This is a genomic window from Bacillus sp. FSL K6-1005 (assembly GCF_038000225.1).
GTDB classification, from domain to species: Bacteria; Bacillota; Bacilli; order Bacillales; family Bacillaceae; genus Bacillus; species Bacillus mojavensis.
In genome coordinates this window covers 2,667,640-2,694,529 of the sequence record NZ_JBBOBP010000001.1, presented here as the reverse complement: position 1 = coordinate 2,694,529, position 26,890 = coordinate 2,667,640, and the positions used below count along the sequence as shown (strand labels likewise).

Sequence of the window (26,890 nt, the reverse complement as noted above, 5' to 3'; positions counted from 1 at the left end):
GTATAGAAAAAACAACGATCAGGCGTCAATCAGAGAAATGGAATAATCGTCACCATGAAAGGGAAATGTAGTCAGATAGAAAGCATTACATACGGAAAGGAATGGTTCGATGAAGGAAACAAGCCCGATTCCTCAGCCGAAGACGTTTGGACCGCTCGGCAATCTTCCTTTAATTGATAAAGATAAACCGACTCTGTCACTGATCAAATTGGCGGAAGAGCAAGGCCCTATTTTTCAAATTCACACACCGGCGGGTACGACAATTGTGGTGTCCGGCCATGAATTCGTGAAAGAAGTTTGTGATGAAGAGCGTTTCGATAAAAGCATTGAAGGCGCTTTGGAAAAGGTTCGCGCGTTTTCGGGTGACGGATTGTTTACAAGCTGGACGCACGAGCCCAACTGGAGAAAAGCGCACAACATTCTCATGCCGACGTTCAGCCAGCGGGCCATGAAGGATTATCATGAAAAAATGGTTGATATCGCTGTTCAGCTGATTCAAAAGTGGGCTCGGCTCAATCCGAATGAAGCAGTCGATGTTCCCGCTGATATGACCCGGCTGACATTGGACACGATTGGGTTATGCGGGTTTAACTATCGTTTTAACAGCTACTACAGAGAAACGCCTCATCCGTTTATCAACAGCATGGTGCGCGCGCTGGATGAAGCGATGCACCAGATGCAGCGGCTCGATGTTCAAGATAAACTCATGGTCAGAACAAAGCGCCAATTCCACCACGATATTCAAACGATGTTTTCGTTAGTCGACAGCATTATTGCGGAGCGCAAGGCGGATGGAGATCAGGATGAAAAAGATTTGCTCGCCCGGATGCTGAAGGTGGAAGATCCGGAGACCGGGGAGAAGCTTGATGATGAAAATATCCGTTTTCAGATCATTACATTTTTAATTGCCGGGCATGAAACAACGAGCGGCCTGCTGTCGTTTGCGATCTACTTTTTATTGAAGCATCCTGACAAACTGAAAAAGGCGTATGAAGAGGTCGACCGGGTGCTGACGGGTGCAGCGCCGACCTATAAACAAGTGCTCGAGCTGAAATACATACGGATGATTTTAAATGAATCACTGCGCTTATGGCCGACGGCTCCGGCTTTCAGTCTTTATCCGAAGGAAGATACGGTCATTGGCGGAAAATATCCGATCACAACCAAGGACAGAATTTCTGTCTTGATTCCGCAGCTTCACCGCGATCAAGACGCATGGGGAGAGGACGCTGAAGAATTTCGTCCAGAACGGTTCGAACATCAGGACCAAGTGCCTCATCATGCCTACAAGCCGTTTGGGAATGGACAGAGAGCCTGTATTGGCATGCAGTTTGCCCTGCATGAGGCTACGCTTGTGCTGGGCATGGTATTAAAATATTTTACTTTGATTGATCACGAGAATTACGAGCTTGATATCAAACAAACGCTGACACTTAAGCCCGGTGATTTTCACATCCGAGTTCAAACGCGAAATCAGGAAGCGATTCATGCCGGCGTCCCGTCGGAGGAAAAAGCGGCGCACGACGATGAACAAAAGAGCAAACAGGAAACGAAGAGTGCTTCGGTTATCGGTCTCAACAACCGGCCGCTACTCGTACTGTATGGCTCAGATACCGGCACCGCGGAAGGCGTCGCCCGGGAGCTTGCCGATACAGCGAGTCTTCACGGGGTAAGGACTGAGGTGGCGCCCTTGAACGATCAGATTGGAAAGCTGCCGAAAGAGGGAGCTGTTGTGATCGTCACCTCTTCCTATAATGGAAAACCGCCAAGCAATGCGGGTCAGTTTGTGCAGTGGCTTGACGAAATACAGCCAGGTGAGCTGGAGGGTGTCCATTATGCGGTGTTTGGCTGCGGAGATCATAACTGGGCAAGCACGTATCAGTACGTTCCGCGAACCATTGACGAGCAGCTAGCGGAAAAAGGGGCGACTCGTTTTTCTGCACGCGGAGAGGGCGATGTCAGCGGTGATTTTGAAGGACAGCTTGACCAGTGGAAAAAAAGCATGTGGTCGGACGCCATCAAAGCCTTCGGACTCGAACTTAATGAAAACGCTGATAAGGAGCGAAGTACGCTGAGCCTTCAGTTTGTCAGGGGGCTGGGAGAATCCCCATTAGCCCGGTCGTATGAAGCGGTTCACGCATCCATTGCGGAAAATCGAGAACTCCAGTCCGCAGACAGTGGCCGCAGCACCCGACATATCGAAATTGCGCTGCCTTCTGGCGTCGAATATCGGGAGGGCGATCACCTTGGCATTCTTCCAAGGAACAGCCGGACAAATGTCAGCCGGATTCTTCACAGATTCGGCTTAAAAGGAACGGACCAAGTTACACTGACGGCAAGCGGGCGCAGCTCCGGGCACCTGCCTTTGGATCGGCCTGTCAGCCTGCATGATCTGCTCAGCTACAGCGTTGAGGTGCAGGAAGCCGCAACCAGGGCGCAAATACGCGAGCTGGCCGCATTTACCGTCTGTCCGCCTCATAAACGTGAATTGGAAGATATGACGGAAGAGGGCGTTTATCAGGAACAAATTTTGAAAAAACGGATTTCCATGCTGGATCTGCTCGAGCAATATGAATCATGTGAAATGCCGTTTGAACGGTTTTTAGAGCTTTTACGCCCGTTAAAACCGCGGTATTATTCGATTTCAAGCTCCCCGCGGGTGAATCCGGAACAAGCCGCGATAACTGTAGGCGTTGTGCGTGGGCCGGCTTGGAGCGGCAGCGGCGAATATCGTGGAGTGGCATCGAATGACTTAGCGGAGCGGAAGGCGGGAGATGATGTCGTGATGTTTGTCCGCACGCCGGAATCCCGATTTCAGCTTCCGGAAGACCCTGAAACACCAATCATCATGGTGGGGCCTGGAACAGGGGTTGCGCCATTCCGCGGATTCCTGCAAGCCCGGTCAGCTTTAAAACGCGAGGGAAAAACGCTCGGCGAAGCCCATCTTTATTTTGGCTGCAGAAACGACCGCGATTTTATTTACCGAGATGAGCTTAAGCAGTTTGAACAAGACGGAATTGTTACTGTGCACACGGCTTTTTCCCGTAAAGAAGGCATACCGAAAACGTACGTTCAGCACCTCATGGAGGAGCATGCGGAAACCTTAATTTCGATCCTCGACCGCGGCGGCCGTCTTTATGTATGCGGTGACGGCAGCAGGATGGCGCCTGATGTGGAGGCCGCGCTGCAAAACGCGTATCAATCTGTTCATGGCACCAGTGAAGAAGAAGCGCAAGGCTGGCTCAGACATCTGCAGGAAACAGGCATATATGCAAAGGATGTCTGGTCGGGGATTTGATTGTTTTTACAAAGGACTGGAGAGATCCAGTCCTTTTGTTATGTCTTTTTTTAAAAAATGTGATCTCGCTAAACGTCTGTGCATACAATAACCACAGTCCGCCTGAAGGGCGGGCTGTCCTTAAGACCTATTTTTCGTTTTTGCTAGTTTATGTTATTCTTATACTCGGTATCTATTTCTTTTTTTCCAAAAGCGGGCAGGACAAAAGAAACCTTTTTTATTTCCGAGAAAAAAGTGAAACGAATTGAGGGCTTCTTTCGTCCAGTGTTTGGTTTGAAATAGGTGTAATAGAAATGGTATGTGCAAAACGTAAATATCCCGGTATAGCGCGGTATATTTATTTGTTGTGTGATGCCTTGATTTTGTTTGGAAAGAAGGAATTGGAAGACAGGATAAAAGAGAAAGTAAAAGTAAATAAAGACTTAACGTGTTTAAGAAAGTAGAGGTTGCCATGAAGAAACTTTTTTCTTACAAACTTAGCTTTTTTGTGTTGGCTGTTATACTGTTTTGGGCAAAAACGTATTTATCCTACAAAACAGAGTTTAACCTTGGGGTAAAAGGCACAACCCAAGAAATCCTTTTGGTGTTTAACCCGTTCTCAAGCGCCGTCTTCTTTTTAGGACTGGCATTGCTTGCGAAAGGGCGAAAATCGGCTATTATCATGCTGATTATTGATTTTGTGATGACGTTCATTTTATATGCAAATATTTTATTCTATCGTTTCTTTGATGATTTCTTAACGTTCCCGAACATTAAACAGTCCGGCAACGTCGGAAACATGGGCGACGGTATTTTCAGCATCATGGCCGGTCATGATATTTTCTATTTCTTAGATATTATCATCTTGATTGCGGTATTGATCTGGAGACCTGAATTCAAAGGATTCAAAATGAAAAAACGTTTTGCGTCTTTGGTAATTCTTTCCGGGGTCGCACTATTTTTCATCAACCTGCATTTTGCGGAAAAAGACCGCCCGCAGCTGCTGACAAGAACGTTTGACCGCAATTATATCGTAAAATACTTAGGTCTTTACAATTACACCATTTATGACGGTGTGCAGACGGCTCAAACAGAAACGCAAAGAGCGTATGCAAGCAGCGATGATCTGACAAGTGTCGAGAATTACACGACGTCTCATTACGCGAAGCCGAACGCTGAGTACTTTGGGTCTGCCAAAGGCAAAAACATCATTAAGATTCACCTGGAAAGCTTCCAGTCGTTCCTGATTGATTACAAGCTGAACGGTGAAGAAGTTACGCCATTCTTAAATAAACTGGCCCACGGCGGCGAAGACGTCACGTACTTCGATAACTTCTTCCATCAGACAGGACAGGGGAAAACATCTGATGCCGAGCTGACAATGGATAACTCGATCTTCGGTCTTCCAGAAGGCTCCGCATTTGTAACAAAAGGCGAAAACACATACCAGTCGCTTCCTGCGATTTTGGATCAGAAGGAAGGCTATACTAGCGCCGTCCTGCATGGTGACTACAAATCGTTCTGGAACCGCGACCAGATTTACAAACATATCGGCTATGACAAATTTTTCGACGCAAGCACGTATGACATGTCAGAAGAAAACATCATTAATATGGGGCTCAAGGATAAGCCGTTCTTTACAGAATCGATTCCAAAACTTGAATCTCTGAAAAAGCCGTTTTACGCACATTTGATTACCTTGACAAACCATTATCCGTTTAACTTGGATGAAAAAGACGCGACGATTAAGAAAGCGACGACTGGCGATAATACAGTCGACAGCTATTTCCAGACTGCCCGTTACCTTGACGAGTCCCTTGAGCAATTCTTCAAGGAACTGAAGGAAGCAGGTCTGTATGACAACTCAGTCATCATGATTTACGGTGACCACAATGGTATCTCTGAAAACCATAACCGCGCGATGAAAGAAATTCTCGGAAAAGAGATCACAGATTATCAAAACGCGCAAAACCAGCGCGTGCCTCTGATGATCCGCATCCCTGGCAAAAAAGGCGGAGTGAACCATACGTATGGCGGCGAAATTGACGTCATGCCGACACTTCTTCACTTGCAAGGTATTGATTCTGAGAAATATATCAACTTCGGTACCGATTTATTCTCTAAAGACCACGACGACACAGTGGCGTTTAGAAACGGCGATTTCGTAACGCCGAAGTACACATCTGTCGACAATATCATCTATGATACGAAGACAGGTAAAGAAGTAAAAGCGAATGAAGATACGAAAAACCTGAAAACAAGAGTGACACAGCAGCTGAAGCTTTCTGACAGTGTCCTTTACAAAGACCTGCTGAGATTCCACAAACTCAGTGACTTTAAAGCCGTTGATCCGTCTGATTATCATTACGGCAAGGAAAAAGATATCGAATAAGACAAAGAAGAGCCTTGAGCGGGCGTATTGCCGCGCTCAGGGCTCTTTTTTTGTGTGGTTACATAACCAAGTTGAAAAAATAGATTCCATTTGGTCACCAAGGCCGCCTCTCTCTCATATCATTACAGTAGATTTTGAAACCGGTATTGGAATCGGACAAATTATCGGGGAAATGCCTTGATAGATTGTAAGGAGGTACCAAGGTTTCGAACTCAATATTCATAGAGATGAGGGGTAGAGATGAAAGCGGTCATTCTCTGCGGCGGAAAAGGAACGAGAATGAGTGAGGTCACGAATGAACTTCCTAAACCGCTCGCCATGATAGGCGGAAAACCGATTCTATGGCATATTATGAAAATCTATCAGTACTACGGAGTGAACGAGTTTATTCTGCTTTTAGGCTACAAAGGAGAAAAAATCAAAGAATATTTTCTGAATTACGAATGGAAGCACAACAGCCTCACGCTCGACAGCTCTACAGGAGAGGTGCAGATGCTGGGACAGCCTGAAACGTGGAAAATTACGTTTTTGGAGACAGGGGAAGATACGCTGACAGCCGGAAGAATCTTGCAGGCGAAGGACTATATCGGCAATGAAACGTTTATGCTCACCTATGGGGACGGGCTGGCCAATATCAATCTTTTTCATCTCATCAGCTATCATCAGACAAAGGGTGCTGCTGCGACTGTCACCGGGATTGATAAAGTTTCGCAGTTCGGCACCTTGACGGTTGAGGATGGTATAGCGAAAACTTTTTCTGAAAAGACATCGAGTGACGGCATCATCAATGGCGGATTTTTCGTACTCGATCCAAAGGTTTTCGATTATTTGCCGAAGGACGGGAACGCCATGTTCGAAGATGAACCGCTGAAAAACCTTGCGAAAGACGGTGAACTTGCCGTGTATCGCCATTACGGATTTTGGACGGCAATCGATACGTATAAAAATCTTTTGGAAGTCAACAAGATGTGGGATCAAGGACAACATGTATGGAAGGTATGGTGAACTGATTTGAGTTTCTGGAAAAATAAAAACGTATTTGTCACGGGTTGTACAGGTCTTTTAGGAAGCTATTTGGTGAAAGAGCTGATCGAACAGGGCGCAAACGTGACGGGGCTTGTCAGAGATCATGTGCCTCAGTCCAATCTTTATCAGGGAGAACATGTGAAGAAAATGAACATCGTGCAGGGCGCTCTTGAAGATTTGCCCGTGATTGAACGCGCGCTTGGAGAGTATGAAATCGATACGGTGTTTCACCTCGCTGCACAAGCGATTGTCGGCGTTGCGAACCGCAACCCGGTTTCCACCTTTGAGGCGAATATTCTCGGCACGTGGAATATCCTTGAGGCCTGCCGGAAGCATCCGTTAATCAAGCGTGTCATTGTCGCGTCAAGCGATAAGGCATACGGTGATCAAGAAAACCTTCCGTACGATGAAGATATGCCGCTGCAAGGCAAGCATCCGTACGACGTATCGAAAAGCTGCGCGGATCTGATCAGCCATACGTATTTTCACACCTATGGCCTTCCGGTCTGTATTACGCGCTGCGGAAATCTATACGGCGGCGGGGATTTGAACTTCAACCGCATCATTCCGCAGACAATTCAGCTCGTGCTGAACGGGGAAGCTCCCGAAATCCGCAGCGACGGCACCTTTGTCCGCGACTATTTCTATATTGAAGATGCTGTTCAGGCTTATCTGCTTCTGGCGGAGAAAATGGAGGAACTCAATCTCGCCGGGGAAGCCTTTAACTTCAGCAATGAGATTCAGCTGACTGTGCTTGAATTAGTCGAAAAAATATTAAAGAAAATGAACAGCAATCTGAAGCCAAAGGTGCTGAACCAGGGAAGCAATGAAATCAAACACCAATATTTATCCGCAGAAAAAGCGAGAAAGCTGCTGAATTGGACACCTGCTTACACCATTGATGAAGGACTTGAAAAAACCATTGGGTGGTATACAGAATTCTTCAAAAAGTAATGCGAAATGAGGTGAACATACCATGACGAGCGCCTATTGCACCGTTTTATCAAAAGGAAGATTATATCAGGCAGTCGCCTTATTTAAGTCTTTAGCGCAAGTCGATCAAGACAGCCCCATTTTTACGCTTTGTATGGATGATGACACGCACCGCGTATTGCAGAAATTGAATATGAAGCAGCTGACTCTTGTGCCGGTGGCAGCGCTTGAAAATGAAACGCTCCTGAAGCTGAAGGATACAAGGGATCAAAGCGAGTACTGCTGGACGATGAAGCCGATCTTTCTGCAATCTGTGCTGAACAGCAATCCCGAGCTGGAACGGGTGACGTATATTGACGGAGATTTATTTTTCTACACCGATCCGTCACCGATATTTACGAATCAGCCGGACTGCTCGGTGCTGCTTTCCCGGGGCGATATCATTATTCCTTCGTTTGAAAGAGAGCAAATTGATATGCTACAGCGTCTGTTAGGCAGATATAACTCTGGCTTTATCAGCTTTAAACATGATAAAGCAGGGACGGATTGTTTGGAGTGGTGGAAGGAGCGCTGTCTTGAGGAATGTAAAAATGCGCCGGGTGAAGGGAAATTCGGGGATCAGGGCTATTTGGATTATATGTCTGAGCTGTTTCCGAATGTGTGTGACATTACGACACCAGGTGTGAACATCGGCCATTGGAATTACGGACAGCACACGTTTTCCTGGAAGGATGGCCGGATTGTATTGGAAGATGGAAATCCGCTGATCTTCTATCATTTCAGCGGATATCGAATCGTCAGCATCAATGAAATCAAACAGATTCACGAAACAACACGCACAGACCTGCCGTTTGTGCATGAGCTGTACCAGCAGACCCTGCCGCATATCATTCAGCATATCAAAGCGCTAGACCCTGAATTTAACGGTTTTGCTTCAAAAGATGATAACAAATAAATGATTAAATACAGGAAGTGAAAATGAAGTGAAAGCAAGCGTTATTATTCCTGCATATAATTCAAAGGAGCGCCTTTATAACAGTCTTCTGTCCTTAAACCAGCAGGAGTGCGCTGAAGAGTTTGAGGTCATCGTAGCGGATAATGGCTCTGAGGACGGGACGCTCTCGATGCTCAAATCGTTTCAAGCGGACTTTCCGCTGATTTTTGTACGGATTAAAGAAAACAGGGGCATTGCCTACGGAAGAAATCAGGCGGTCCGCAATGCCAGAGGAGATATTCTGATATTCCATGACAGCGATATGCTTGCTGCCAAGGATCTTGTGGCAAAGCATATCAAAGCGCATGAAAACGAAGAGAATCTTGTCGTGTGCGGTTTGTTTTGGAAAAGGATCTACAGCTATTATTATGAGCGCTTTGAAGATGAACATAAGAAGCAGCTTGCAAAGTTATATGATGAAATGCCGAAAAAAGACAAACAAAAGCTTCTGTCAGAGGCGGATATCAAAAACGAAAGCTTCTTAAATCAAAGCTTTGACCTTGATACCGATTTTATTGACGTGCTGAAGCGGATACTGGATGAATACGGCGATGACTTAAAGGGCTACCATATGCCGTGGCGTTTTTTTATCACAAACAATTCATCAGTAAAACGAAAGCATGTGGCTGATCTCGGTTTGTTTGACGAAGGCATTGTACGGTACGGGTTCGAGGATTATGATCTTGGGATCAGGCTCCATCAGGCCGGACTGACGTTCAGACTGCATCGCGATATTGTCAGCGTTCATCAGGAGCACCCAAGCAATTGTCAGTCAGTAGACGATATCAGAACAAACATTGCCTATATGTGCGACAAATATAACAACATTCAGTCATTAGATGTTCATCTTGCCTTTAACGGCCCATTCCCTCCAGACATGACCAACAGGATCATGTCTGATATACACAAACTGCTGGACTCGAAGAAATACGACATGCTGCTGCATCTGTTTCTTGAGCTGCTCCATGTCGTGAAGGATCGCAATCTGGACCCGGATTGGCAGAAAAAAACACCGAGGGTGACTGCGAAAAACTTTGATTTGCAAGCCGTTAAAAAGCTTCTGCCAAAAGCGAAGAAGAAGCTTGGCGTGAACGATTTTTCTAATGCACTGTATGCGCTTGTCAATGATTTACTGCACGTGGATCTTAGATAAATGGATGTGGTATGGTGAGTCAATTTCATTTTTCAACAATAGTGTCAAGGACGCACATCTTTAAACTGATGCCTATGATTCATTCCCTCCATGAGCATTGTGATGATTTTCATTTATATGTGCTGTGTGTTGATCAGAAGGCATATGAATTGCTTCAGCACGTGCCATGGGAGCATGTCACCTTTGTGCAGCTTCATGAAATGGAAGATCCGGAGCTATTGGAAGCGAAAAGCAACAGAACGTTCCATGAGTATTGCTGGACACTGAAGCCCGCATTTTTGTTCCATGTCATGAGCCAGTGGGATGACGCCGAATATTATGCCCATATGGATACCGATCTGTTTTTCTTTTCTGATCCAGCGCGCATTTTTGCCGAAAACCCGGCGGCTGCTCTGTATTTGACCGATCATCGCAACTCGCCGCGGTTCATGTCTTATTATGAGCGAACCGGACGTTTTAACACAGGCTTTGTCGGCGCCCGGAATACAGAAGAAGCTTATAAAGCGGTATGGCAATGGAGACAGGATTGCATTGAATATTGCACGGTGGAAATGAATACGGAAAGAAAGACGTACGGAGATCAAAGGTATGTGGAGAAGTGGCCGGCGCAGTATCAGGGTGTGCATGTTGTCAAATCAACCGGAGTCAATACGGCGCTTTGGAATATAGAAAATTATAAGGTGACTCAAAAGAACGGCCGCGTTTATCTAGATGAAACGCCGCTGATTTTCTATCATTTCTCCGGGTTTACGTTGGTGACGGAGAACGAATTTAATCTTTGCTGGTATTACCGCATTGAAGACGAAGCGGCCATTGAAATGATTTATATGCCGTATGTGTTAAATCTGAAAAGGTGGATTGACGAAATACAGACGGCATTTCCGGACTTTGCCGACGGCTTTATCCCGAAACACGCGGTGCCGGACACTCATTTTATACAGCTTGATTAAAAAACCCCTGCCGCCCGGCAGGGGTTTTTTCAGCTATGCCATTCTCTCAGTTTCTGGTCACTCGGCAAAAGAAACGCGAGGATGCCAAGAATCGGGAGAAACGCGATGGCAATCATGGTCGGGGTCAGTCCCGCGGCGTCAATCAGAGCACCAAGCGCCACAGCGCCGATTGCTCCCATACCGAAGGCAAGGCCGACGGTTAAACCGGACATCGTGCCGATTTTTCCGGGGACAAGCTCCTGTGCATACACAACCGTTACGGAAAAGCTCGACATGAGAACCAAGCCGATCAAAGCGAGTACGCCATAGGCCAGAACCGGGCCGGCAAATGGAAGCAGAATCGCCAGCGGCGCAGAGCACAGCAGCGAGCAGAGAATGACGAATCGTTTTCCGAAACGGTCTGCGAGCGGGCCGCCGAGAAAGGTTCCGACAGCGCCAAACAGCAAAAAGACGAAAATATAGCTCTGAGCCTGCTGAATGCTTACGTGATATGTATTCATCGCATAAAACGTGTAAAAGTTGCCGATCGCACTCGTATACCAAGAACGCGCGAAAATCAAAAAGATAATAATAATAAGAGCAGATATGACGGACTTGGTGACAGACGAGTTTTGTACAGCGGCTCTCTTTTGGGTGCCCTGCTTCTGGGCAAGACTGCCGAGCCGAGCGGCGTACCATTTTGCAATATAAAGCAGAAACATAACTGCGAGCGCGGCAACTAGTGTAAACCAGACAGCACCGAATTGTCCGAGCGGAACAAGGATCAGCGCGGTAATCAGGGGTGCCATCGCTTGGCCTGAGTTTCCTCCGACCTGATAAATGGACTGGGCAAGCCCGCGTTTTGTGCCGGCGGCCATATAAGCCACACGGGAGCCTTCCGGGTGAAAAATAGCGGAGCCTAATCCGATAAAAAACACACAGCACAAGATCGTCACAAATGACGGGGCAAATGCAAGGCCCAATATGCCGAGCATGCTGGCAGTCAGGCCGATCGGCAGGGCGTACGGCCGCGGCCGTTTATCCGTATACCAGCCGACAACAGGCTGCATGACGGATGACACCATGTTTAACGTGAAAGCGATGATGCCGAGCTGTGTGAACGTCAAGCTCATGGAGCGTTCCAATATCGGAAACATGGCCGGAATCACAGCTTGCAGCGAATCGTTGAGCATGTGGCAGATTCCGATGATCATCAAGATCGGATACACGGTGGTGCCGGGTTTTTGAACAGGTTTTTCTTTAAGCGGGGCGGCAATAGCCAAATGATTCTCCTCCTAACATATATAACCAGTGCATACCACCATATTATTCATAAGGTGAAGGATTTATCAACAGGAAAAAAGACTCCTTCTGGAAGGGAAGCAGCACCTGCCGCTTAACAGTTGATGATTGTGTTTTCGATTTTGAGAATATGATATAGCTCTTCAAGCTTACGGATGTGATACGTCGGCACAACCTCTGTTTCATTGACATTCATGCCAGGGTTAAGCCAGCACGTATCAATTCCGGCGAGCTGTCCGCCTTTGATGTCCGCTGTTAGCGAATCGCCGATGAGTAAGGTGTGCTCCGCTGAAAAATGGGGAATCCGTTCGAACACATAGTCGAAGTACTCTTTCATCGGTTTTTGGAAACCTGTGTCTTCAGAAACGAAAATGTCCTTGAAGAACGGAAATAATCCTGAATCTCTGAGACGCTTATATTGAGTTCTGGAAACGCCGTTTGTCACGATATACAAATCAAAATGCTGTTCCAGTTTTGTGATGAGATCAAATGCCCCGTCCATAAGCTGGTGCCCTTCTTCAAGAAAGCTGCGATATTTCTGGTCTAGCAGCACTCCGTCTGCTTCATAGCCATATTCCTTGAACAAAGCGGAAAAGCGGGTGGTCATCACTTCATCGCGAGTCATGTTTCCTCCTTCAAAGGCTCTCCAGAGGCCTTGATTAATTGTTCGATAACGGGACTCCATTTCATCGGTAAGAGGAATGTTCTGATCTTCAAACAGCAGGCGCAGCGCTGATTTTTCTGCTGCTGTAAAATCCAAAATGGTATTATCTACATCAAATAATAAAGTGCGGTATGGTTTCAAGGCTTGTCTTCCTTTCTGTATGTGTACTCAAAGTATAGCACACGCCAAAACGAAAAAAGCCGGCGGATTGGACGTTTAAAATGTCCGCACCGACGGCTTATCATTATTTGTTTAATAAGCTGTGTTTTTTTGCATAAAGGAAATAAACGAGCGTTCCGACGGCGATCCAGATAACAAATGAAAGCCATGTGATGCCTGGAAGGCTGTACATAAACCAAAGGCATATTCCAGCGCTGATGATTGGCACAACGGGAACGAACGGCACCCTGAAGGAAGCTTTGATTTCCGGATGTTTCTTTCTTAACACAATAACAGCGATCGAAATGACTGTAAATGCCGCAAGCGTTCCCATGTTTACAAGGTGCGCAAGTGTGCCAAGATTAATAAATCCTGCGATTCCCGCCGCGACGATTCCTGTCAGCCATGTGTTGCGGAACGGCGTTTTGAATGACGGATGAATCTTTGCGAACAATCCCGGCAAAAGACCGTCTCTGCTCATGGCAAAGGTTAAACGGACCTGGGCATACAGCAATGCGAGCATCACTGTTGTAATTCCGATGATGGCACCGACAGAAATAATTCCCGCAACCGCATCCTGGCCGACGAATTTAAGCGCAAAGGAAACCGGATCACCGACATTTAATTTGGCATAAGGCATCATCCCTGTCAAAACAAGCGATACCGTGATGTACAAAATGGTACAGACGGCCAGAGCTGAAATGATGCCGATCGGCATGTTTTTTTGCGGATGCTTCACTTCTTCTGAAGCGTTGGATACCGCGTCAAATCCGAGATACGCGAAGAAAACCGTTGCCGCGCTGACAATGACGCCTTTCATTCCAAACGGCATAAAAGGCGTCCAGTTATCAGGTTTGACATAACCGAAGCCGACAATAATGAACAATAAAATGATTCCAATTTTCATCAACACAATCACGTTGTTGAAGCGTGTGCTTTCTTTGACGCCTCTGCTGACAATTGCAGTGATGATGAGAATAATGACCGCAGCCGGAAGGTTAAACACGGCACCCGGCGTACTTCCCGGAGCTCCTGCCAGCGCAGCAGGAATATGATAGTTGAAGCCGGCGAGCAGCGATTGAAAGTATGACGACCAGCCCGTGGCAACCGCCGACAGCGCAATGACATATTCAAGCATGAGATCCCAACCGATTAAAAAGGCGAGCAGCTCTCCAAGTGTGATATAGGAGTATGAGTACACGCTTCCCGAGATTGGTATCGAAGACGAAAACTCAGCATAACAGAAGGCGGCAAGTGCACAGGCAAGGCCCGCTAAAATAAACGATAAGATCAGGGCGGGACCGGCACCGGTCGCGGCCACTGTTCCTGTAATAACGAAGATCCCAGTGCCGATGACACACCCGATACCGAGAAGTGTTAAATCAAATGCGCTTAAAGTGCGAGCGAGGCTGTTGGATTGGCTCTGCGCATTTAATGTTTCAAGCGGTTTTTTCCTAAATAATGAACTCATGAAAAGTTCCTCCTGAAGATTTCAAAATATTCTAATCATTATATACATTTCTTGTTGTATTATATTGTCGAAATTTGACACAGTCAATCATATATTTTTCTGCTTTAAACGATAGAAGCTAAAAAGCGTTGTCGTATCATAATATAGTAATTTTTACAAAGGGGATATTGAATTTTGCTGATGGTGAACCGATAGAAATGATAGATTGGCCATATTTTGATTTGCTGGTAAAAAGGAGATGCTGACCATGTTTCAATATGAAGAATTAAACAAACAATTTATTGGCGGAAAATGGCAGGAGGGCAGCAGCCCAAATGTATTGGAAAACAAAAATCCTTATACTCAAAAAACAATCACATCCTTTCAAAAAGCGACAGCTGATGATGTAGATGAAGCGTACCGGGCGGCGGCTTTGGCAAAGAAAAAATGGGATGCGGTCAACCCATTCGAGAAAAGAGCAATCTTAGAAAAAGCCGTTACGTATATTGAAGAGAATGAAGAAGCCATCATTTATTTGATTATGGAAGAGCTGGGCGGAACAAGGCTGAAAGCAGCTTTTGAAATCGGACTCGTGAAAAACATCATCAAAGAAGCGGCGACGTTCCCTGTCCGCATGGAAGGAAAAATCCTTCCTTCTACAATAGACGGCAAGGAAAACAGATTATATCGCGTGCCGGCAGGCGTTGTCGGTGTCATCAGTCCTTTTAACTTCCCATTCTTTTTATCTATGAAATCAGTAGCCCCGGCACTGGGAGCAGGCAATGGCGTCGTTTTGAAGCCGCACGAAGAAACACCGATTTGCGGCGGTACGCTGATTGCGAAGATTTTTGAAAATGCGGGCGTTCCGGAAGGACTGCTGAATGTTGTTGTCACTGACATCGCAGAAATCGGTGACAGCTTTGTCGAACACCCGGTGCCGCGGATCATCTCATTTACAGGCTCTACGAAAGTGGGCAGTTACATCGGCCAGCTTGCGATGAAGCACTTTAAAAAGCCGCTTCTTGAGCTTGGCGGAAACAGCGCCTTTATCGTGCTTGAAGATGCGGATATCGAATATGCAGTCAATGCGGCAGTGTTCAGCAGATTTACCCATCAAGGACAGATTTGTATGTCAGCCAATCGCGTACTGGTTCACTCATCAATTTATGATCAATTCCTTGAGCTGTATCAGGCAAAAGTGGAATCGCTGAAAGTTGGTGACCCGATGGACCCTGATACGATTATCGGGCCTTTAATCAACAGCAGGCAGACTGACGGGTTAATGAAATCTGTTGAGAAAGCGATTGAAGAAGGGGCTGTTCCAGTGAAGCTAGGCGGATTTAACGGAACGATCGTGGAGCCGACCATCTTAAAAGACGTGAAACCGTTTATGAGCATTGCCAAGGAAGAGCTGTTCGGGCCAGTCGTCTCCTTCATGACATTTGATTCAGAAGACGAAGCGGTGGATATTGCAAACGATACCCCGTTTGGCTTAAGCGGAGCCGTACATACCTCCAACCTTGAACGCGGTGTGGCTTTTGCGAAACGCATTGAAACAGGCATGATTCACGTGAATGACACGACGATTAATGATGAACCGAATGTGGCATTCGGCGGTGAAAAGCAATCTGGCCTCGGCCGATTAAATGGCGAATGGAGTCTTGAAGAATTTACGACAATGAAATGGATTTCAGTTCAGCACGAAAAACGCAGCTTCCCTTACTAATAAAAGGAGTGATTGGAATTGAGCATAAGAACGGAAAATGAAACAGCAGATCTTCTAGACGCATTTGTAAAAGTAGCCCCTTATTTAAACAGCCTGGTTCAGGATGATATTACAATCGGCATTTATGATACAGAGAAATTGCTGGTCAATATTCCGGCAAAAACCTTCTCCCTTAACGTAAAAGCCGGAGATCCGCTGCAAGAAGGAGATATCATCACAGACGCGATCCGCAGCAATCAGAAAAAAACGAGCATGGTGCCGAAGGAATTGTTCGGTTTCCCATTGATCGCACGCGCCATCCCGCTTCATGACCAGAACGGGAGAGTGATTGGAGGAGTGGGCCTCGGCACGAGCCTTGAGGAGTCCTCTAAGCTTCATGATGTAGCGGAAAGCTTATCGGCTGTCGTTGAACAAACGGCTGCGGCCATTTCCGATATTTCTGACTCCATTAACGGATTCTCTTCGCAAATGTCGGGCATTTCCTCACAAGCGAAAAAGGTAAGCGAAAGCGCGGGAGAAATCGCCGATATTTCAGTAACCGTGAAAGGCATTTCTGATCAGAGCAATCTGCTCGGTTTAAATGCTGCGATTGAAGCGGCACGAGCAGGAGAGTCCGGAAAAGGCTTTTCTGTCGTAGCAGATGAAATCAGAAAGCTTGCGACGCATTCGAAAGAAAATGTCGGCCAGATCGATCAGATCACGAAAAAAATCCACAGCCTGTTAAAAGGGCTAGAAGAATCGATTGAATCGATTAATCAGCATACTGACGGACAAGCTGCTGCTGTTGAACAGATTTCCGCCACGATGCAGGAGATCTCAGGCAGTGCGCAGCATCTCGCTAAAATGGCAGAAAAAGCGCTTGAAGAAGAGTAAGAGACTGGGGACAGAGTCCCCGGTCTTTTTTTCTGTCCGGTACTTCCATGAAATTTGTCTGCTCTTTTACTAGTTTTATTCCAGCGGCTGATTTAAAATGTACACATGAACTTACGTGAGGATTGATAGGAACCATGAGCATATTAAAAGCGGAGAACCTTTACAAAACATACGGAGATAAGACGTTATTTGACCATATCTCCTTTCATATTGAAGAGAATGAGAGAATCGGATTAATCGGGCCGAACGGCACCGGAAAATCAACGCTGCTGAAAGTGATTGCCGGCTTGGAATCTGTTGAAGAAGGCGACATCGCCAAATCCGGCAGCGTGCATGTTGAATTTCTTCATCAGGACCCGCAGCTGCCTGCTGGACAAACTATTCTGGAGCATATTTATTCAGGTGAATCGGCTGTCATGAGAACGCTCCGTGAATACGAAAAGGCGCTCTATGAGCTGGGAGAAGACCCGGAAGATGAAAAACGCCAGAAACACCTGCTGGCGGCGCAGGCGAAAATGGATGCAAACAACGCGTGGGATGCGAATACCTTGGCGAAAACGGTATTATCGAAACTGGGAGTAACTGACGTGACAAAGCCTGTGAACGAGCTCTCAGGCGGACAGAAAAAACGGGTGGCGATTGCGAAAAACTTAATTCAACCCGCTGATCTTCTGATTTTAGACGAGCCGACGAACCATTTGGATAATGAAACGATAGAATGGCTTGAAGGGTATTTGGCGCAATATCCAGGCGCCGTCATGCTGGTGACGCATGACAGGTACTTCTTAAACCGCGTGACAAACCGCATTTATGAGCTTGAACGGGGCAGTCTCTATACCTACAAAGGCAACTATGAAGTCTTTTTGGAAAAGCGCGCGGAACGGGAAGCGCAGGCTGAGCAAAAAGAAACGAAGCGGCAAAATCTGCTGCGCCGTGAACTGGCCTGGCTCAGACGCGGAGCGAAAGCACGCTCCACAAAACAAAAGGCGAGAATCGGCAGGGTAGAGTCGCTTAAGGAGCAGAAAGGCCCTCAGTCAGCCGGCTCGCTCGACTTTGCGATTGGCTCCCACCGCCTTGGAAAGCAAGTAATCGAAGCGGAGAACGTGATGATCGCTTACGGAGGAAACGTACTCGTCGATCGATTCAATGAACTGGTCATACCGGGTGAACGAATCGGGATCATCGGGCCGAACGGCATCGGAAAAACAACGCTGTTAAACAGCCTTGCCGGACGAATCACTCCTGACGGCGGCCATATTACGATCGGCCAGACAGTACGAATCGGCTACTATACCCAGGATCACAGTGAAATGAACGGTGAGCTGAAGGTGATTGAATACATGAAAGAAACAGCGGAAGTCGTGAAAACAGAGGACGGCGATATCGTCACCGCTGAACAAATGCTTGAGCGCTTCCTCTTCCCGCGCTCCATGCAGCAAACCTATATCCGCAAGCTGTCCGGCGGAGAAAAGCGGCGCTTATACTTGCTTCAGGTTCTGATGCAGGAGCCGAATGTGCTGTTTCTCGATGAGCCGACGAACGACTTGGATACAGAAACGTTAAGCGTGCTTGAGGATTATATTGAACAGTTCCCTGGCGTTGTCATCACCGTATCCCATGACCGCTACTTCCTTGACCGCGTCGTAGACCGTTTGATTGTATTTGAAGGGAATGGCGTGATTTCTCGCTTCCAAGGCTCCTACAGTGACTATATGGAGCAGGCCAAAGCAAGAAAAATGGCTGAAAAACCCGCAGCTGAAGTCAAAACAGCTGAAGCGGAACCGAAGAAAAAACGGAAAAAGCTTTCTTACAAAGATCAGCTTGAATGGGACGGCATTGAAGATAAAATTGCCGAGCTTGAAGAAAAGCATGAACAGCTCGAAGCGGATATCGCCGCGGCGGGCAGTGATTTCGGGAAAATTCAAGAGCTGATGGCCGAGCAGGCAAAAACAGCGGAAGAGCTTGAGGCAGCGATGGATCGCTGGACAGAATTGTCCCTCATGATAGAAGAGCTGGAAAGCTAAAAAAGTGCGGCCTGCAGCAGGCCGCACTTTTTTTCACATAATGTACAAAAACGAAACAGCCAGCTTATGATAGGATGGAATTGTGTGTCAGCGGCACATGGAAAACTAACGGAGATGATGAAGTATGACATGGGCTATCGTGATGTTAATCCTCATGAGTCTGGTGAAAATCGTTTTAACCTGCCTTCCAACAGGCGTCATAGAATGGCTGCTTAGCAAATTCGAGGTGCACGCCAAGGTGAACAACGAAGATGCTGTTCTCTCTGTAAATGGAAAGCGTCTCGAGGGTGAAGAGAAAAGGAACATGATTGATCAATTTAACGAAGCTGTCTTCCTGGAGAAATATTATATTTACCCAGGCGACGAGGAGCGTTATTTATACCCTGAAAACGGCGGTACACCGCTTGTGATAGATACGAAAAAAGGCAAAAAAGATGTAAAGCTGTTTGTGTACAGCTACGACGACCATATCGACGTCGTGAAACAGTATAAGAAGAAAGTCATTGCGTATCGATTGCTTTCTGAAAGCATGCAAAAGCAGTCTTTGTCAGTGACAGGGAGCTTAGCTTAAAAATAGGCTAATGAAGGACGGGTGCTTTACGTACTCGTCTTTTTTATTGCATTTCAAAACTTAACGTTTACGTTAAGGTGTAAAAGGTGTATAATGGTTACAGAAACGGCGAAGGGGGATTTACCTTGGAATGGATGAAGATTGATCAAGTTGCCAAAAGAAGCGGGCTGACAAAGCGAACCATTCGGTTTTATGAAGAAATCGGCTTAATTCCAGCACCGAAACGGACGGACGGCGGCGTAAGACTTTATTCAGAGGACGATATGGAAGAGCTTGAGAAAGTGATCAGCACAAAGGAAGTGCTTGGCTTTTCCCTTCAGGAGCTTCAGCATTTCATGGAAACCAGCCGCCAGCTAGAGTTAAACAAAGAGGGGTATTTGTTGTCACTGGATCCAAAGGAACGGAAAGAGAAGCTGGAGGAAATTCAGGAAACGCTGAATCACCAGCTGAATTTGATTGATGAAAAAATCCGCACATTCCAAAGCTTTAAGGAACGTCTGCACGGCATGAAAGATAAAGCGGAGCGTGCCATTCAATCAATCGAATGAAAAGTTTGCCAAACGCTATTTTTGTAGCGTTTCTTTTAATGGAATAAAGATGGAGGTTAGGTCAAATGGATAAGACAAAACAAGTAAATCAGAAAACGGGCTTGCTCAGTCAGCCGAAAGCTGTATGGGCTGTCGCGTTTGCCTGTGTGATTTCCTTTATGGGAATCGGGCTGGTCGATCCTATTCTTCCGGCGATTGCCGCACAATTACATGCTTCACCTAGTGAAGTATCACTCTTATTTACAAGTTATTTGCTCGTTACCGGATTTATGATGTTTTTCTCAGGAGCCATTTCCAGCAGGATCGGCGCAAAATGGACGTTAATTCTTGGACTTATTTTTATTATTGTCTTTGCAGCGCTTGGCGGAAGTTCAAGCTCAATTGCTCAGCTTGTCGGCTATCGCGGCGGCTGGGGACTAGGTAATGCTTTATTTATTTCAACAGCGCTAGCGGTCATTGTCGGCGTGTCTGTCGGCGGCAGCGCCCAAGCAATTATTTTGTATGAGGCAGCGCTTGGACTCGGGATTTCAGTCGGACCGCTTGCAGGCGGAGAGCTTGGAAGCATCTCATGGCGCGCGCCGTTCTTCGGGGTATCAGTCCTGATGTTTATTGCGTTAATCGCGATTTCTATCATGCTGCCGAAATTGCCGAAACCGGCGAAACGCGTTGGGGTATTTGACGCCATGAAGGCACTCAAATATAAAGGCCTGCTGACAATGGCGGTATCGGCTTTCTTATACAACTTTGGATTTTTTATTTTGCTCGCTTATTCTCCGTTCGTTCTGGATTTAGATGAGCACGGTCTCGGATATGTCTTCTTCGGCTGGGGCCTTCTGCTGGCGATTACGTCAGTCTTTACGGCGCCGCTCGTGCACAAAGCGCTGGGCACAGTGCGTTCCTTGGTTGTTCTCTTTATCGCCTTTGCGGTCATTCTCATCATCATGGGGATCTGGACAGACCATCAGACTTTGATTATTACATGTATCGTTGTCGCTGGTGCTGTCCTTGGTATGGTCAACACGATCATGACAACCGCTGTGATGGGGGCTACGCCTGTTGAACGATCAATCGCGTCCTCAGCCTACAGCTCAGTCCGCTTCATCGGCGGCGCGCTCGCTCCGTGGATTGCGGGAATGCTGTCAGAACACTTCACCGCAAGTACGCCGTATACAGTTGGCGGAATCGTCGTTTTTGTCGGCATGCTTGTTCTTCTCATGGGACGTAAACATCTTGCTGGAATTAAAGCAGGGCATTAATAACGAAAGACACTGCGCATATGCAGTGTCTTTTTTAATCATGGAACCTTCCCATTACAACCGTATTGTAGTAGTTTCCGTCAGAAAGCAATTTCTCCTTTTTTAAGATTCCTTCTGCTTCAAATCCGTATGTCTTATATAGTGAAATGGCTCTTTCGTTTGTTTCCAGGACATTCAGTGAGGTTTTTTTCATTCCGTTGGTGTCCGCCCAAGAGAGAGACTGCTGTAAAAGATGCTTCCCGATGCCATAACCCCAAAATTCTTTTAACACGCATACACCGAACTCCACTTTATGAGAGGATCGCTTTAAATCAGTACCCTCACATCTGGAAAACCCCGCGAGCCTGTCCTGCACTTCAGCAACTAAAAATAAATTTCTCTTCTTCTCAGTATCTTCCTTTATCTGTTGTTCAAAACCGGGTGCATCTATGAAATCCTCAGCCTTCTCCCGATCCATGTATTCCGTTTCTCCATCAATTTTCAGCCTTAATGCAGACAGCTTCTGTGCATCCTCTGCACGAGCTGATCGAATGGTGTATTGAAGTTCATTTACATTGAATTCTTTTTTGCCGATGATCATGATATCCCCCTTCACTATCAGTAAGTGTTATTCGTTATAATGGCATCATAATCGAATTGGTGCAGGAAAGGACAGCCTTTATGACACAATCTACTATTTAACGGCTAAAACGCCTTTAGAAACCGGTTTTTTCGGTCAGCAAGAACGGCGTTCACGGAAAGGGCATCCGCTTCGGTCAGGCATCGACGCGGCGGGCATTTATCTTGAAGAAACTGAGGATGTATCCGTTCATTTGCGATTGCCATATCAGGTGATGGTTCATGCTGAAGAGGGGGCGTTTGCCATGGATAAGGCAAAGCCTGACGAATATGATCAGAAGTGTTTACAGGTGCTCTATCATTACATACACGGCGTCATGAAAAACAGCTTTTCTGTCGAGTGGTTCACCGCATGGGCTGATGAGGAAGACTTTGAGCTGTCTGCCAAAAGAGAGCTGACACTTGATGAATTCACCTCGCCATTGCAGCTCATTTTAAAAGACAGAGAGCTATTGAGAATCGTTCAGAAAAAATGGCAGTAAAAAACCCGCCCTTCAGCAGGCGGGTTTTCTTCGGTTTAAAGCACTTTCGTCGTCCAAGACTCGCAGTTCCATGTTTCTGTCGCGATGTCCATATAGAATTCAGGCTCGTGAGAAATAAGAAGAATGGAGCCTTTGTATTCTTTAAGGGCGCGTTTGAGTTCTTCCTTGGCGTCAACATCCAAGTGGTTTGTCGGCTCATCGAGCACCAGCAGGTTGGTTTCCGAATTGATCAGCTTGCACAGTCTGACCTTCGCTTTTTCGCCTCCGCTTAAGACAGAGACGCGGCTTTCGATATGTTTTGTTGTCAGTCCGCATTTTGCCAGAGCGGCGCGGATTTCATACTGGGTATACGAAGGGAATTCGCTCCAAACTTCTTCAATACACGTATTGTTGTTTGTTTCCTTGACCTCTTGCTCGAAATAGCCGGTAAAGAGGTGCTCGCCTCGTTCAACAGAGCCTTCGAGCGGCTGAATCTCACCAAGCAGGCTTTTCAGCAATGTCGTTTTCCCAATCCCGTTTGCGCCGTAGAGGGCAATTTTTTGGCCGCGCTCCATGCGGAGGTTCAGCGGACGGGAGAGCGGGGAATCGTAACCGATCACGAGATCCTTCGTTTCGAAAATCAGCTTGCCTGACGTTCTCGCCGGCTTGAAGTGGAATTCCGGTTTTGGCTTTTCTGCCGCAAGCTCGATCATATCCATCTTATCGAGTTTCTTTTGGCGGGACATCGCCATGTTTCTCGTGCTGACGCGGGCTTTGTTGCGGGCAACAAAATCCTTCAGCTCTGCGACTTCTTGCTGCTGCTTTTTGTAGGCTGCTTCAAGCTGCTGTTTCTTCACCTCGTAGACTTCCATAAACTGATGATAGTCACCAACGTAGCGTGTCAGCTCCTGATTTTCTACATGATAAATCAGGTTGATGACACTGTTTAAGAACGGAATGTCATGGGAAATCAAGATGAACGCATTCTCGTACTCCTGCAGGTAGCGTTTCAGCCATTCGATATGCTGTTCATCAAGGTAGTTGGTCGGCTCATCAAGAAGCAGGATTTCCGGTTTTTCCAGAAGCAGCTTGGCGAGAAGCACTTTTGTGCGCTGACCCCCGCTCAGATCAGTAACGTCACGGTCAAGTCCGATATCACTCAAGCCGAGGCCGCGGGCGATTTCTTCTACCTTGGAATCAATGACATAAAAATCATTGTTTGTCAGCGCGTCTTGAATCACACCGACGTCTTCAAGAAGCTTTTCAAGCTCGTCAGGATCAGCTTCACCCATTTTGTTGTAAATCTCGTTCATTTCTTCTTCCATCGCAAATAAGTAATGGAATGCGTCTTTCAGCACATCACGGATGGATTTTCCTTTTTCCAGCACGGTATGCTGATCCAGGTAGCCGACACGGACATTTTTTGACCATTCGACTTTTCCTTCATCAGGTTCAAGCTTTCCGGTAATAATATTCATGAAGGTCGATTTTCCTTCACCGTTTGCGCCGATCAGACCGACGTGCTCGCCTTTTAAAAGACGGAAAGATACATTATTAAAAATGGCCCGGTCACCGAAGCCGTGGCTTAAGTCCTTTACAGATAAAATACTCATGTTTACACCTCTATCGTTATCAAACACGCACAATCGGCGTGTAATATTCACCCTTTTGATTATAAAGGAGGAAGGCGATTGTTGAAAGGCATAGGAAAGAAAAAGAAAAATTGCGTTCCGCGCGCTGTTTTGAGATACTATGGAATAGATTTTAAGAATCGAGGAGAACAAAATGACGCAAACTTGGCCATTTTTACATAATGCACAATCATTTATCAAAGAGAATTGGAACGCTTCAGGCTTCCAAGAGCCGACTCCTGTACAGGAGCAGGCAGCCGAACTCATCATGGAAGGTAAGGATGTCATCGCTGAATCGCCGACAGGAACGGGGAAGACGCTTGCCTACGCACTGCCGGTATTGGAGCGCATCAAACCTGATCAGAAGCATCCGCAGGCTGTGATTTTAGCACCTTCACGTGAGCTGGTGATGCAGATTTTTCAGGTGATCCAGGACTGGAAAATGGGATCAGAATTACGTGCAGTTTCCTTAATCGGCGGGGCGAATGTGAAGAAGCAGGTCGAAAAGCTGAAGAAAAATCATCCGCATTTGATCGTCGGGACGCCGGGCAGGGTGTTTGAGCTGATTCAAGCGAAAAAGCTCAAGATGCATGAAGTAAAAACGATCGTACTTGATGAAACCGATCAGCTTGTCCTGCCGGAGCATCGTGAAACGATCAAGCAAATCATTAAAACGACATTAAGAGACCGCCAGCTTCTTTGTTTTTCTGCCACACTGAAGAAAGAAACAGAAGATGTGCTCCGCGACATGACGAAAGAGCCTGAGGTTCTGAAGGTAGAACGCAGCAAGGCGGAAGCGGGAAAAGTGAAGCATCAATACATCATCTGTGACCAGCGCGACAAAGTGAAGCTGCTGCAAAAGCTTTCAAGGCTTCAAGGCATGCAGGCGCTTGTGTTTGTGAGAGATATCGGCAACCTGAGTGTGTACGCGGAAAAGCTGGCGTACCATCATGTTGACCTTGGCATCCTTCACAGTGAGGCGAAAAAAATGGAGCGTGCGAAAATCATTAAAGCATTTGAGCAGGGCGAGTTCCCGCTGCTTTTGGCAACTGACATTGCCGCGCGCGGTTTGGATATTGAAAACCTGCCGTATGTGATCCACGCCGATATTCCTGATGAAGACAGCTATGTTCACAGATCAGGGAGAACAGGCCGTGCCGGAAAAGAGGGCAACGTGCTGAGTCTCGTTACAAAACTGGAGGAATCAAAGCTGAAGAAAATGGCGAAGAAGCTTGGCGTGGAGCTGAGTGAAGCTGTGTATGCCGGCGGAAAATTGAAGACGAAATAAAAAGGAGGGCAAAAGCCCTTCTTTTTTGTTGTAAAATAATAGAAAAGGTTTCGCGCGGGGGTGGGAAGATGGTTTCAATAGACAGATTTCAAGTAGTGAAGGAGCCAGAGCTGAAAATCCTTGAACACTGGTTTGAACATGAAGATACCAGGCGGAGAATGGATGGCATGCTGCCATTAGATGAGTGGTATGCACGGGTAAATAAAGATAAACAGGATACTGTCATCATGGCATATGATGGACAGCTGCCAGCAGGGATGGCCGTTATTGAGTTCGGGGAGGAGCAGACGTATATTGGATTGATCGTTAATCCTATGTACCGGCTTCAAGGGTACGGAAAACGGATATTGCAAAAACTGCTGACCGAACCTGATTTTACTAGCGTACGGGAATGGGTGGCATGCATTGAAGAAGACAATCAAATCAGTTTAGCTTGCTTTCAAGCAGCAGGTTTCACTTTGGAGGATACGGAACCAGATGAAGATGGTTTTCTTACGCTAATTCTTCGTAGCTGACCTCATATAAACCCAAAAGGAGGGCAAAAAGCCCTCCCATTTTCATCTTCAGCTCGGATCGCTGACCTTGATTAGCTGTTTTCCTTTATTTTCTCCCTTAAATAAGCCGAGAAACGCGTCAGGAATGTTGTCGAAGCCTTCAGTGATGGTTTCCTCGTAATGAAGTTTACCATCCTTCAGCCATTCGGCTAGCTGTTTTGCTCCCTCAGAAAAACGATCGGAGTAGTCGCTTACGATAAACCCTTGCATCAGCGCCTTCGTTTTGATTAGCTTGGATTGGACGCGAGGGCCCATGTCATCCGCTTCGTTTTCCGCGTTGTAGGAAGAAATGGCGCCGCACACCGGAATGCGGGCAAACTCATTAAGGAGGTTCATGACCGCATCTGAAATCGGACCGCCGACATTGTCAAAATACACATCGACACCGTTCGGACAAGCGTCAGCGAGCGCTTTTTGAATATCATCTGTGGTTTTGTAATTAATCGCTTCGTCAAATTGCAGTTCATTCTTTAAGTAGTCAATTTTATCATCAGAGCCTGCGATACCGACGACGTGTGCGCCTTTGATTTTGGCGATCTGTCCGACAGCGGAACCGACAGCCCCTGCAGCTCCGGAGACAACCACGGTTTCGCCTTCCTTCGGGCGGCCGATGTCCAATAGGCCAAAATAAGCCGTCAAACCGGTCATTCCTAAAATGCCGAGATACGCTGAAGCAGGAGCGAGACTTGTATCAATTTTTCGCACGGCGGACTCGCTGACAGCGGAATATTCCTGCCAGTTCAGGTTTCCGATGACGATTTCACCTTGTTTGAGCTTATCTCCGTCTGACACGACTTCAGCAATGACACCGCCTGACAGCGCTTCGTCTAAGGCAAATGGCTCTACATATGACTTCGTGTCTTGCATTCGCCCGCGCATGTAAGGATCGACTGACACATAGAGTGTTTTGACAAGCACCTCACCTTGCCTCGGCTCAGGAACGGATATCGTTTCAAAGCGGAAGTCTTCGTGAACAGGCACCCCTTGCGGACGTCTGGCTAATTGAATCTGCTGTTGAGCTGTTGTCATATTCATCCTCCTATCATTTGATTGACACCAAT

Annotated in this window: 20 protein-coding genes and 2 pseudogenes; 16 read left to right on the top strand and 6 right to left on the bottom strand. The window is 46.7% G+C overall.

The features are described 5' to 3' along the window. Window positions 1-109 precede the first annotated feature (109 nt). The 7 genes from NST16_RS14160 to NST16_RS14130 all read left to right on the top strand — a co-directional run bounded on the left by NST16_RS14160 (window position 110) and on the right by NST16_RS14130 (window position 10,725). The gene (locus tag NST16_RS14160) at window positions 110-3,298 is read left to right on the top strand and encodes a bifunctional cytochrome P450/NADPH--P450 reductase (protein WP_340887213.1); all 3,189 of its coding nucleotides are present in this window, start codon (window positions 110-112) and stop codon (window positions 3,296-3,298) included. 451 nt (window positions 3,299-3,749) lie between these two features. Next, the gene (gene ltaS1, locus NST16_RS14155) at window positions 3,750-5,669 is read left to right on the top strand and encodes a lipoteichoic acid synthase LtaS1 (RefSeq protein ID WP_024120525.1); all 1,920 of its coding nucleotides are present in this window, start codon (window positions 3,750-3,752) and stop codon (window positions 5,667-5,669) included. A gap of 240 nt (window positions 5,670-5,909) precedes the next feature. Continuing rightward, the gene (locus tag NST16_RS14150) at window positions 5,910-6,674 is read left to right on the top strand and encodes a glucose-1-phosphate cytidylyltransferase (protein ID WP_010333331.1); all 765 of its coding nucleotides are present in this window, start codon (window positions 5,910-5,912) and stop codon (window positions 6,672-6,674) included. 6 nt (window positions 6,675-6,680) lie between these two features. Beyond that, a complete protein-coding gene (locus NST16_RS14145) occupies window positions 6,681-7,649 on the top strand; it encodes a GDP-mannose 4,6-dehydratase (protein WP_340887212.1) in 969 nt (322 codons plus the stop codon). 22 nt (window positions 7,650-7,671) lie between these two features. Continuing rightward, a complete protein-coding gene (locus tag NST16_RS14140) occupies window positions 7,672-8,583 on the top strand; it encodes a putative nucleotide-diphospho-sugar transferase (RefSeq protein WP_340887211.1) in 912 nt (303 codons plus the stop codon). A 28-nt stretch (window positions 8,584-8,611) separates the two neighbouring features. Next, window positions 8,612-9,775, top strand: coding sequence for a glycosyltransferase family 2 protein (locus NST16_RS14135; protein WP_010333334.1), 1,164 nt, complete (start codon window positions 8,612-8,614; stop codon window positions 9,773-9,775). Between the two features lie 14 nt (window positions 9,776-9,789). Continuing rightward, window positions 9,790-10,725: a putative nucleotide-diphospho-sugar transferase gene (locus tag NST16_RS14130; RefSeq protein WP_326226327.1), complete on the top strand. Its 936-nt coding sequence runs from the start codon at window positions 9,790-9,792 to the stop codon at window positions 10,723-10,725. Window positions 10,726-10,754: 29 nt separating this feature from the next. Here the strand turns inward: NST16_RS14130 and NST16_RS14125 are convergent, their stop codons facing one another. The 3 genes from NST16_RS14125 to NST16_RS14115 form a co-directional block, all read right to left on the bottom strand. Continuing rightward, complete coding sequence (locus NST16_RS14125; RefSeq protein ID WP_010333336.1) at window positions 10,755-11,987, bottom strand: MFS transporter; 1,233 nt, start codon at window positions 11,985-11,987, stop codon at window positions 10,755-10,757. A 113-nt stretch (window positions 11,988-12,100) separates the two neighbouring features. After that, on the bottom strand, window positions 12,101-12,811 hold the full coding sequence (locus NST16_RS14120; RefSeq protein WP_268446579.1) for a YjjG family noncanonical pyrimidine nucleotidase: 711 nt from the start codon (window positions 12,809-12,811) through the stop codon (window positions 12,101-12,103). 103 nt (window positions 12,812-12,914) lie between these two features. After that, a complete protein-coding gene (locus NST16_RS14115; protein WP_010333339.1) occupies window positions 12,915-14,300 on the bottom strand; it encodes an amino acid permease in 1,386 nt (461 codons plus the stop codon). 247 nt (window positions 14,301-14,547) lie between these two features. On the opposite strand from NST16_RS14115, the gene yfmT reads away from it, so the two are divergent. The 6 genes and pseudogenes from yfmT (at window position 14,548) to NST16_RS14085 (ending at window position 21,277) form a co-directional block, all read left to right on the top strand. After that, window positions 14,548-16,005: a benzaldehyde dehydrogenase gene (yfmT, locus tag NST16_RS14110; RefSeq protein WP_010333340.1), complete on the top strand. Its 1,458-nt coding sequence runs from the start codon at window positions 14,548-14,550 to the stop codon at window positions 16,003-16,005. Window positions 16,006-16,512: 507 nt separating this feature from the next. After that, a pseudogene (locus NST16_RS20855) lies at window positions 16,513-16,878 on the top strand (methyl-accepting chemotaxis protein); the annotation flags it as partial. A gap of 134 nt (window positions 16,879-17,012) precedes the next feature. Further along, a complete protein-coding gene (locus NST16_RS14100; RefSeq protein ID WP_268447738.1) occupies window positions 17,013-18,902 on the top strand; it encodes an ABC-F family ATP-binding cassette domain-containing protein in 1,890 nt (629 codons plus the stop codon). A 124-nt stretch (window positions 18,903-19,026) separates the two neighbouring features. Next, window positions 19,027-19,473, top strand: a complete 447-nt coding sequence (locus NST16_RS14095) for a YfmQ family protein (protein WP_168747174.1) — start codon at window positions 19,027-19,029, stop codon at window positions 19,471-19,473. A 125-nt stretch (window positions 19,474-19,598) separates the two neighbouring features. Next, a complete protein-coding gene (locus NST16_RS14090; RefSeq protein WP_095714401.1) occupies window positions 19,599-20,021 on the top strand; it encodes a MerR family transcriptional regulator in 423 nt (140 codons plus the stop codon). A gap of 65 nt (window positions 20,022-20,086) precedes the next feature. Further along, window positions 20,087-21,277, top strand: a complete 1,191-nt coding sequence (locus NST16_RS14085) for an MFS transporter (protein ID WP_340887210.1) — start codon at window positions 20,087-20,089, stop codon at window positions 21,275-21,277. A 34-nt stretch (window positions 21,278-21,311) separates the two neighbouring features. On the opposite strand, the gene NST16_RS14080 is transcribed toward NST16_RS14085, so the two are convergent. Further along, window positions 21,312-21,857 carry a GNAT family N-acetyltransferase gene (locus NST16_RS14080; RefSeq protein WP_268447736.1) on the bottom strand — a complete coding sequence of 182 codons (546 nt, stop codon included), beginning with the start codon at window positions 21,855-21,857 and terminating at the stop codon, window positions 21,312-21,314. Between the two features lie 283 nt (window positions 21,858-22,140). Between NST16_RS14080 and NST16_RS14075 the strand changes: the two are divergent. Beyond that, window positions 22,141-22,294 (top strand): annotated as a pseudogene (locus NST16_RS14075) (hypothetical protein). Between the two features lie 118 nt (window positions 22,295-22,412). Here NST16_RS14075 and NST16_RS14070 read toward each other — a convergent pair. Next, window positions 22,413-23,969 carry an ABC-F family ATP-binding cassette domain-containing protein gene (locus NST16_RS14070; RefSeq protein ID WP_168747177.1) on the bottom strand — a complete coding sequence of 519 codons (1,557 nt, stop codon included), beginning with the start codon at window positions 23,967-23,969 and terminating at the stop codon, window positions 22,413-22,415. Window positions 23,970-24,141: 172 nt separating this feature from the next. Here NST16_RS14070 and NST16_RS14065 point away from each other — a divergent pair, with 172 nt between their 5' ends. After that, entirely contained in the window at window positions 24,142-25,275 is a 1,134-nt protein-coding gene (locus tag NST16_RS14065; RefSeq protein WP_268447735.1) for a DEAD/DEAH box helicase, read from the top strand. Window positions 25,276-25,343: 68 nt separating this feature from the next. Next, window positions 25,344-25,790, top strand: coding sequence for a GNAT family N-acetyltransferase (locus tag NST16_RS14060; RefSeq protein WP_340887209.1), 447 nt, complete (start codon window positions 25,344-25,346; stop codon window positions 25,788-25,790). 48 nt (window positions 25,791-25,838) lie between these two features. Here NST16_RS14060 and NST16_RS14055 read toward each other — a convergent pair whose 3' ends face one another. Next, window positions 25,839-26,858: an NADP-dependent oxidoreductase gene (locus NST16_RS14055; RefSeq protein WP_340887208.1), complete on the bottom strand. Its 1,020-nt coding sequence runs from the start codon at window positions 26,856-26,858 to the stop codon at window positions 25,839-25,841. Window positions 26,859-26,890 lie beyond the last annotated feature (32 nt).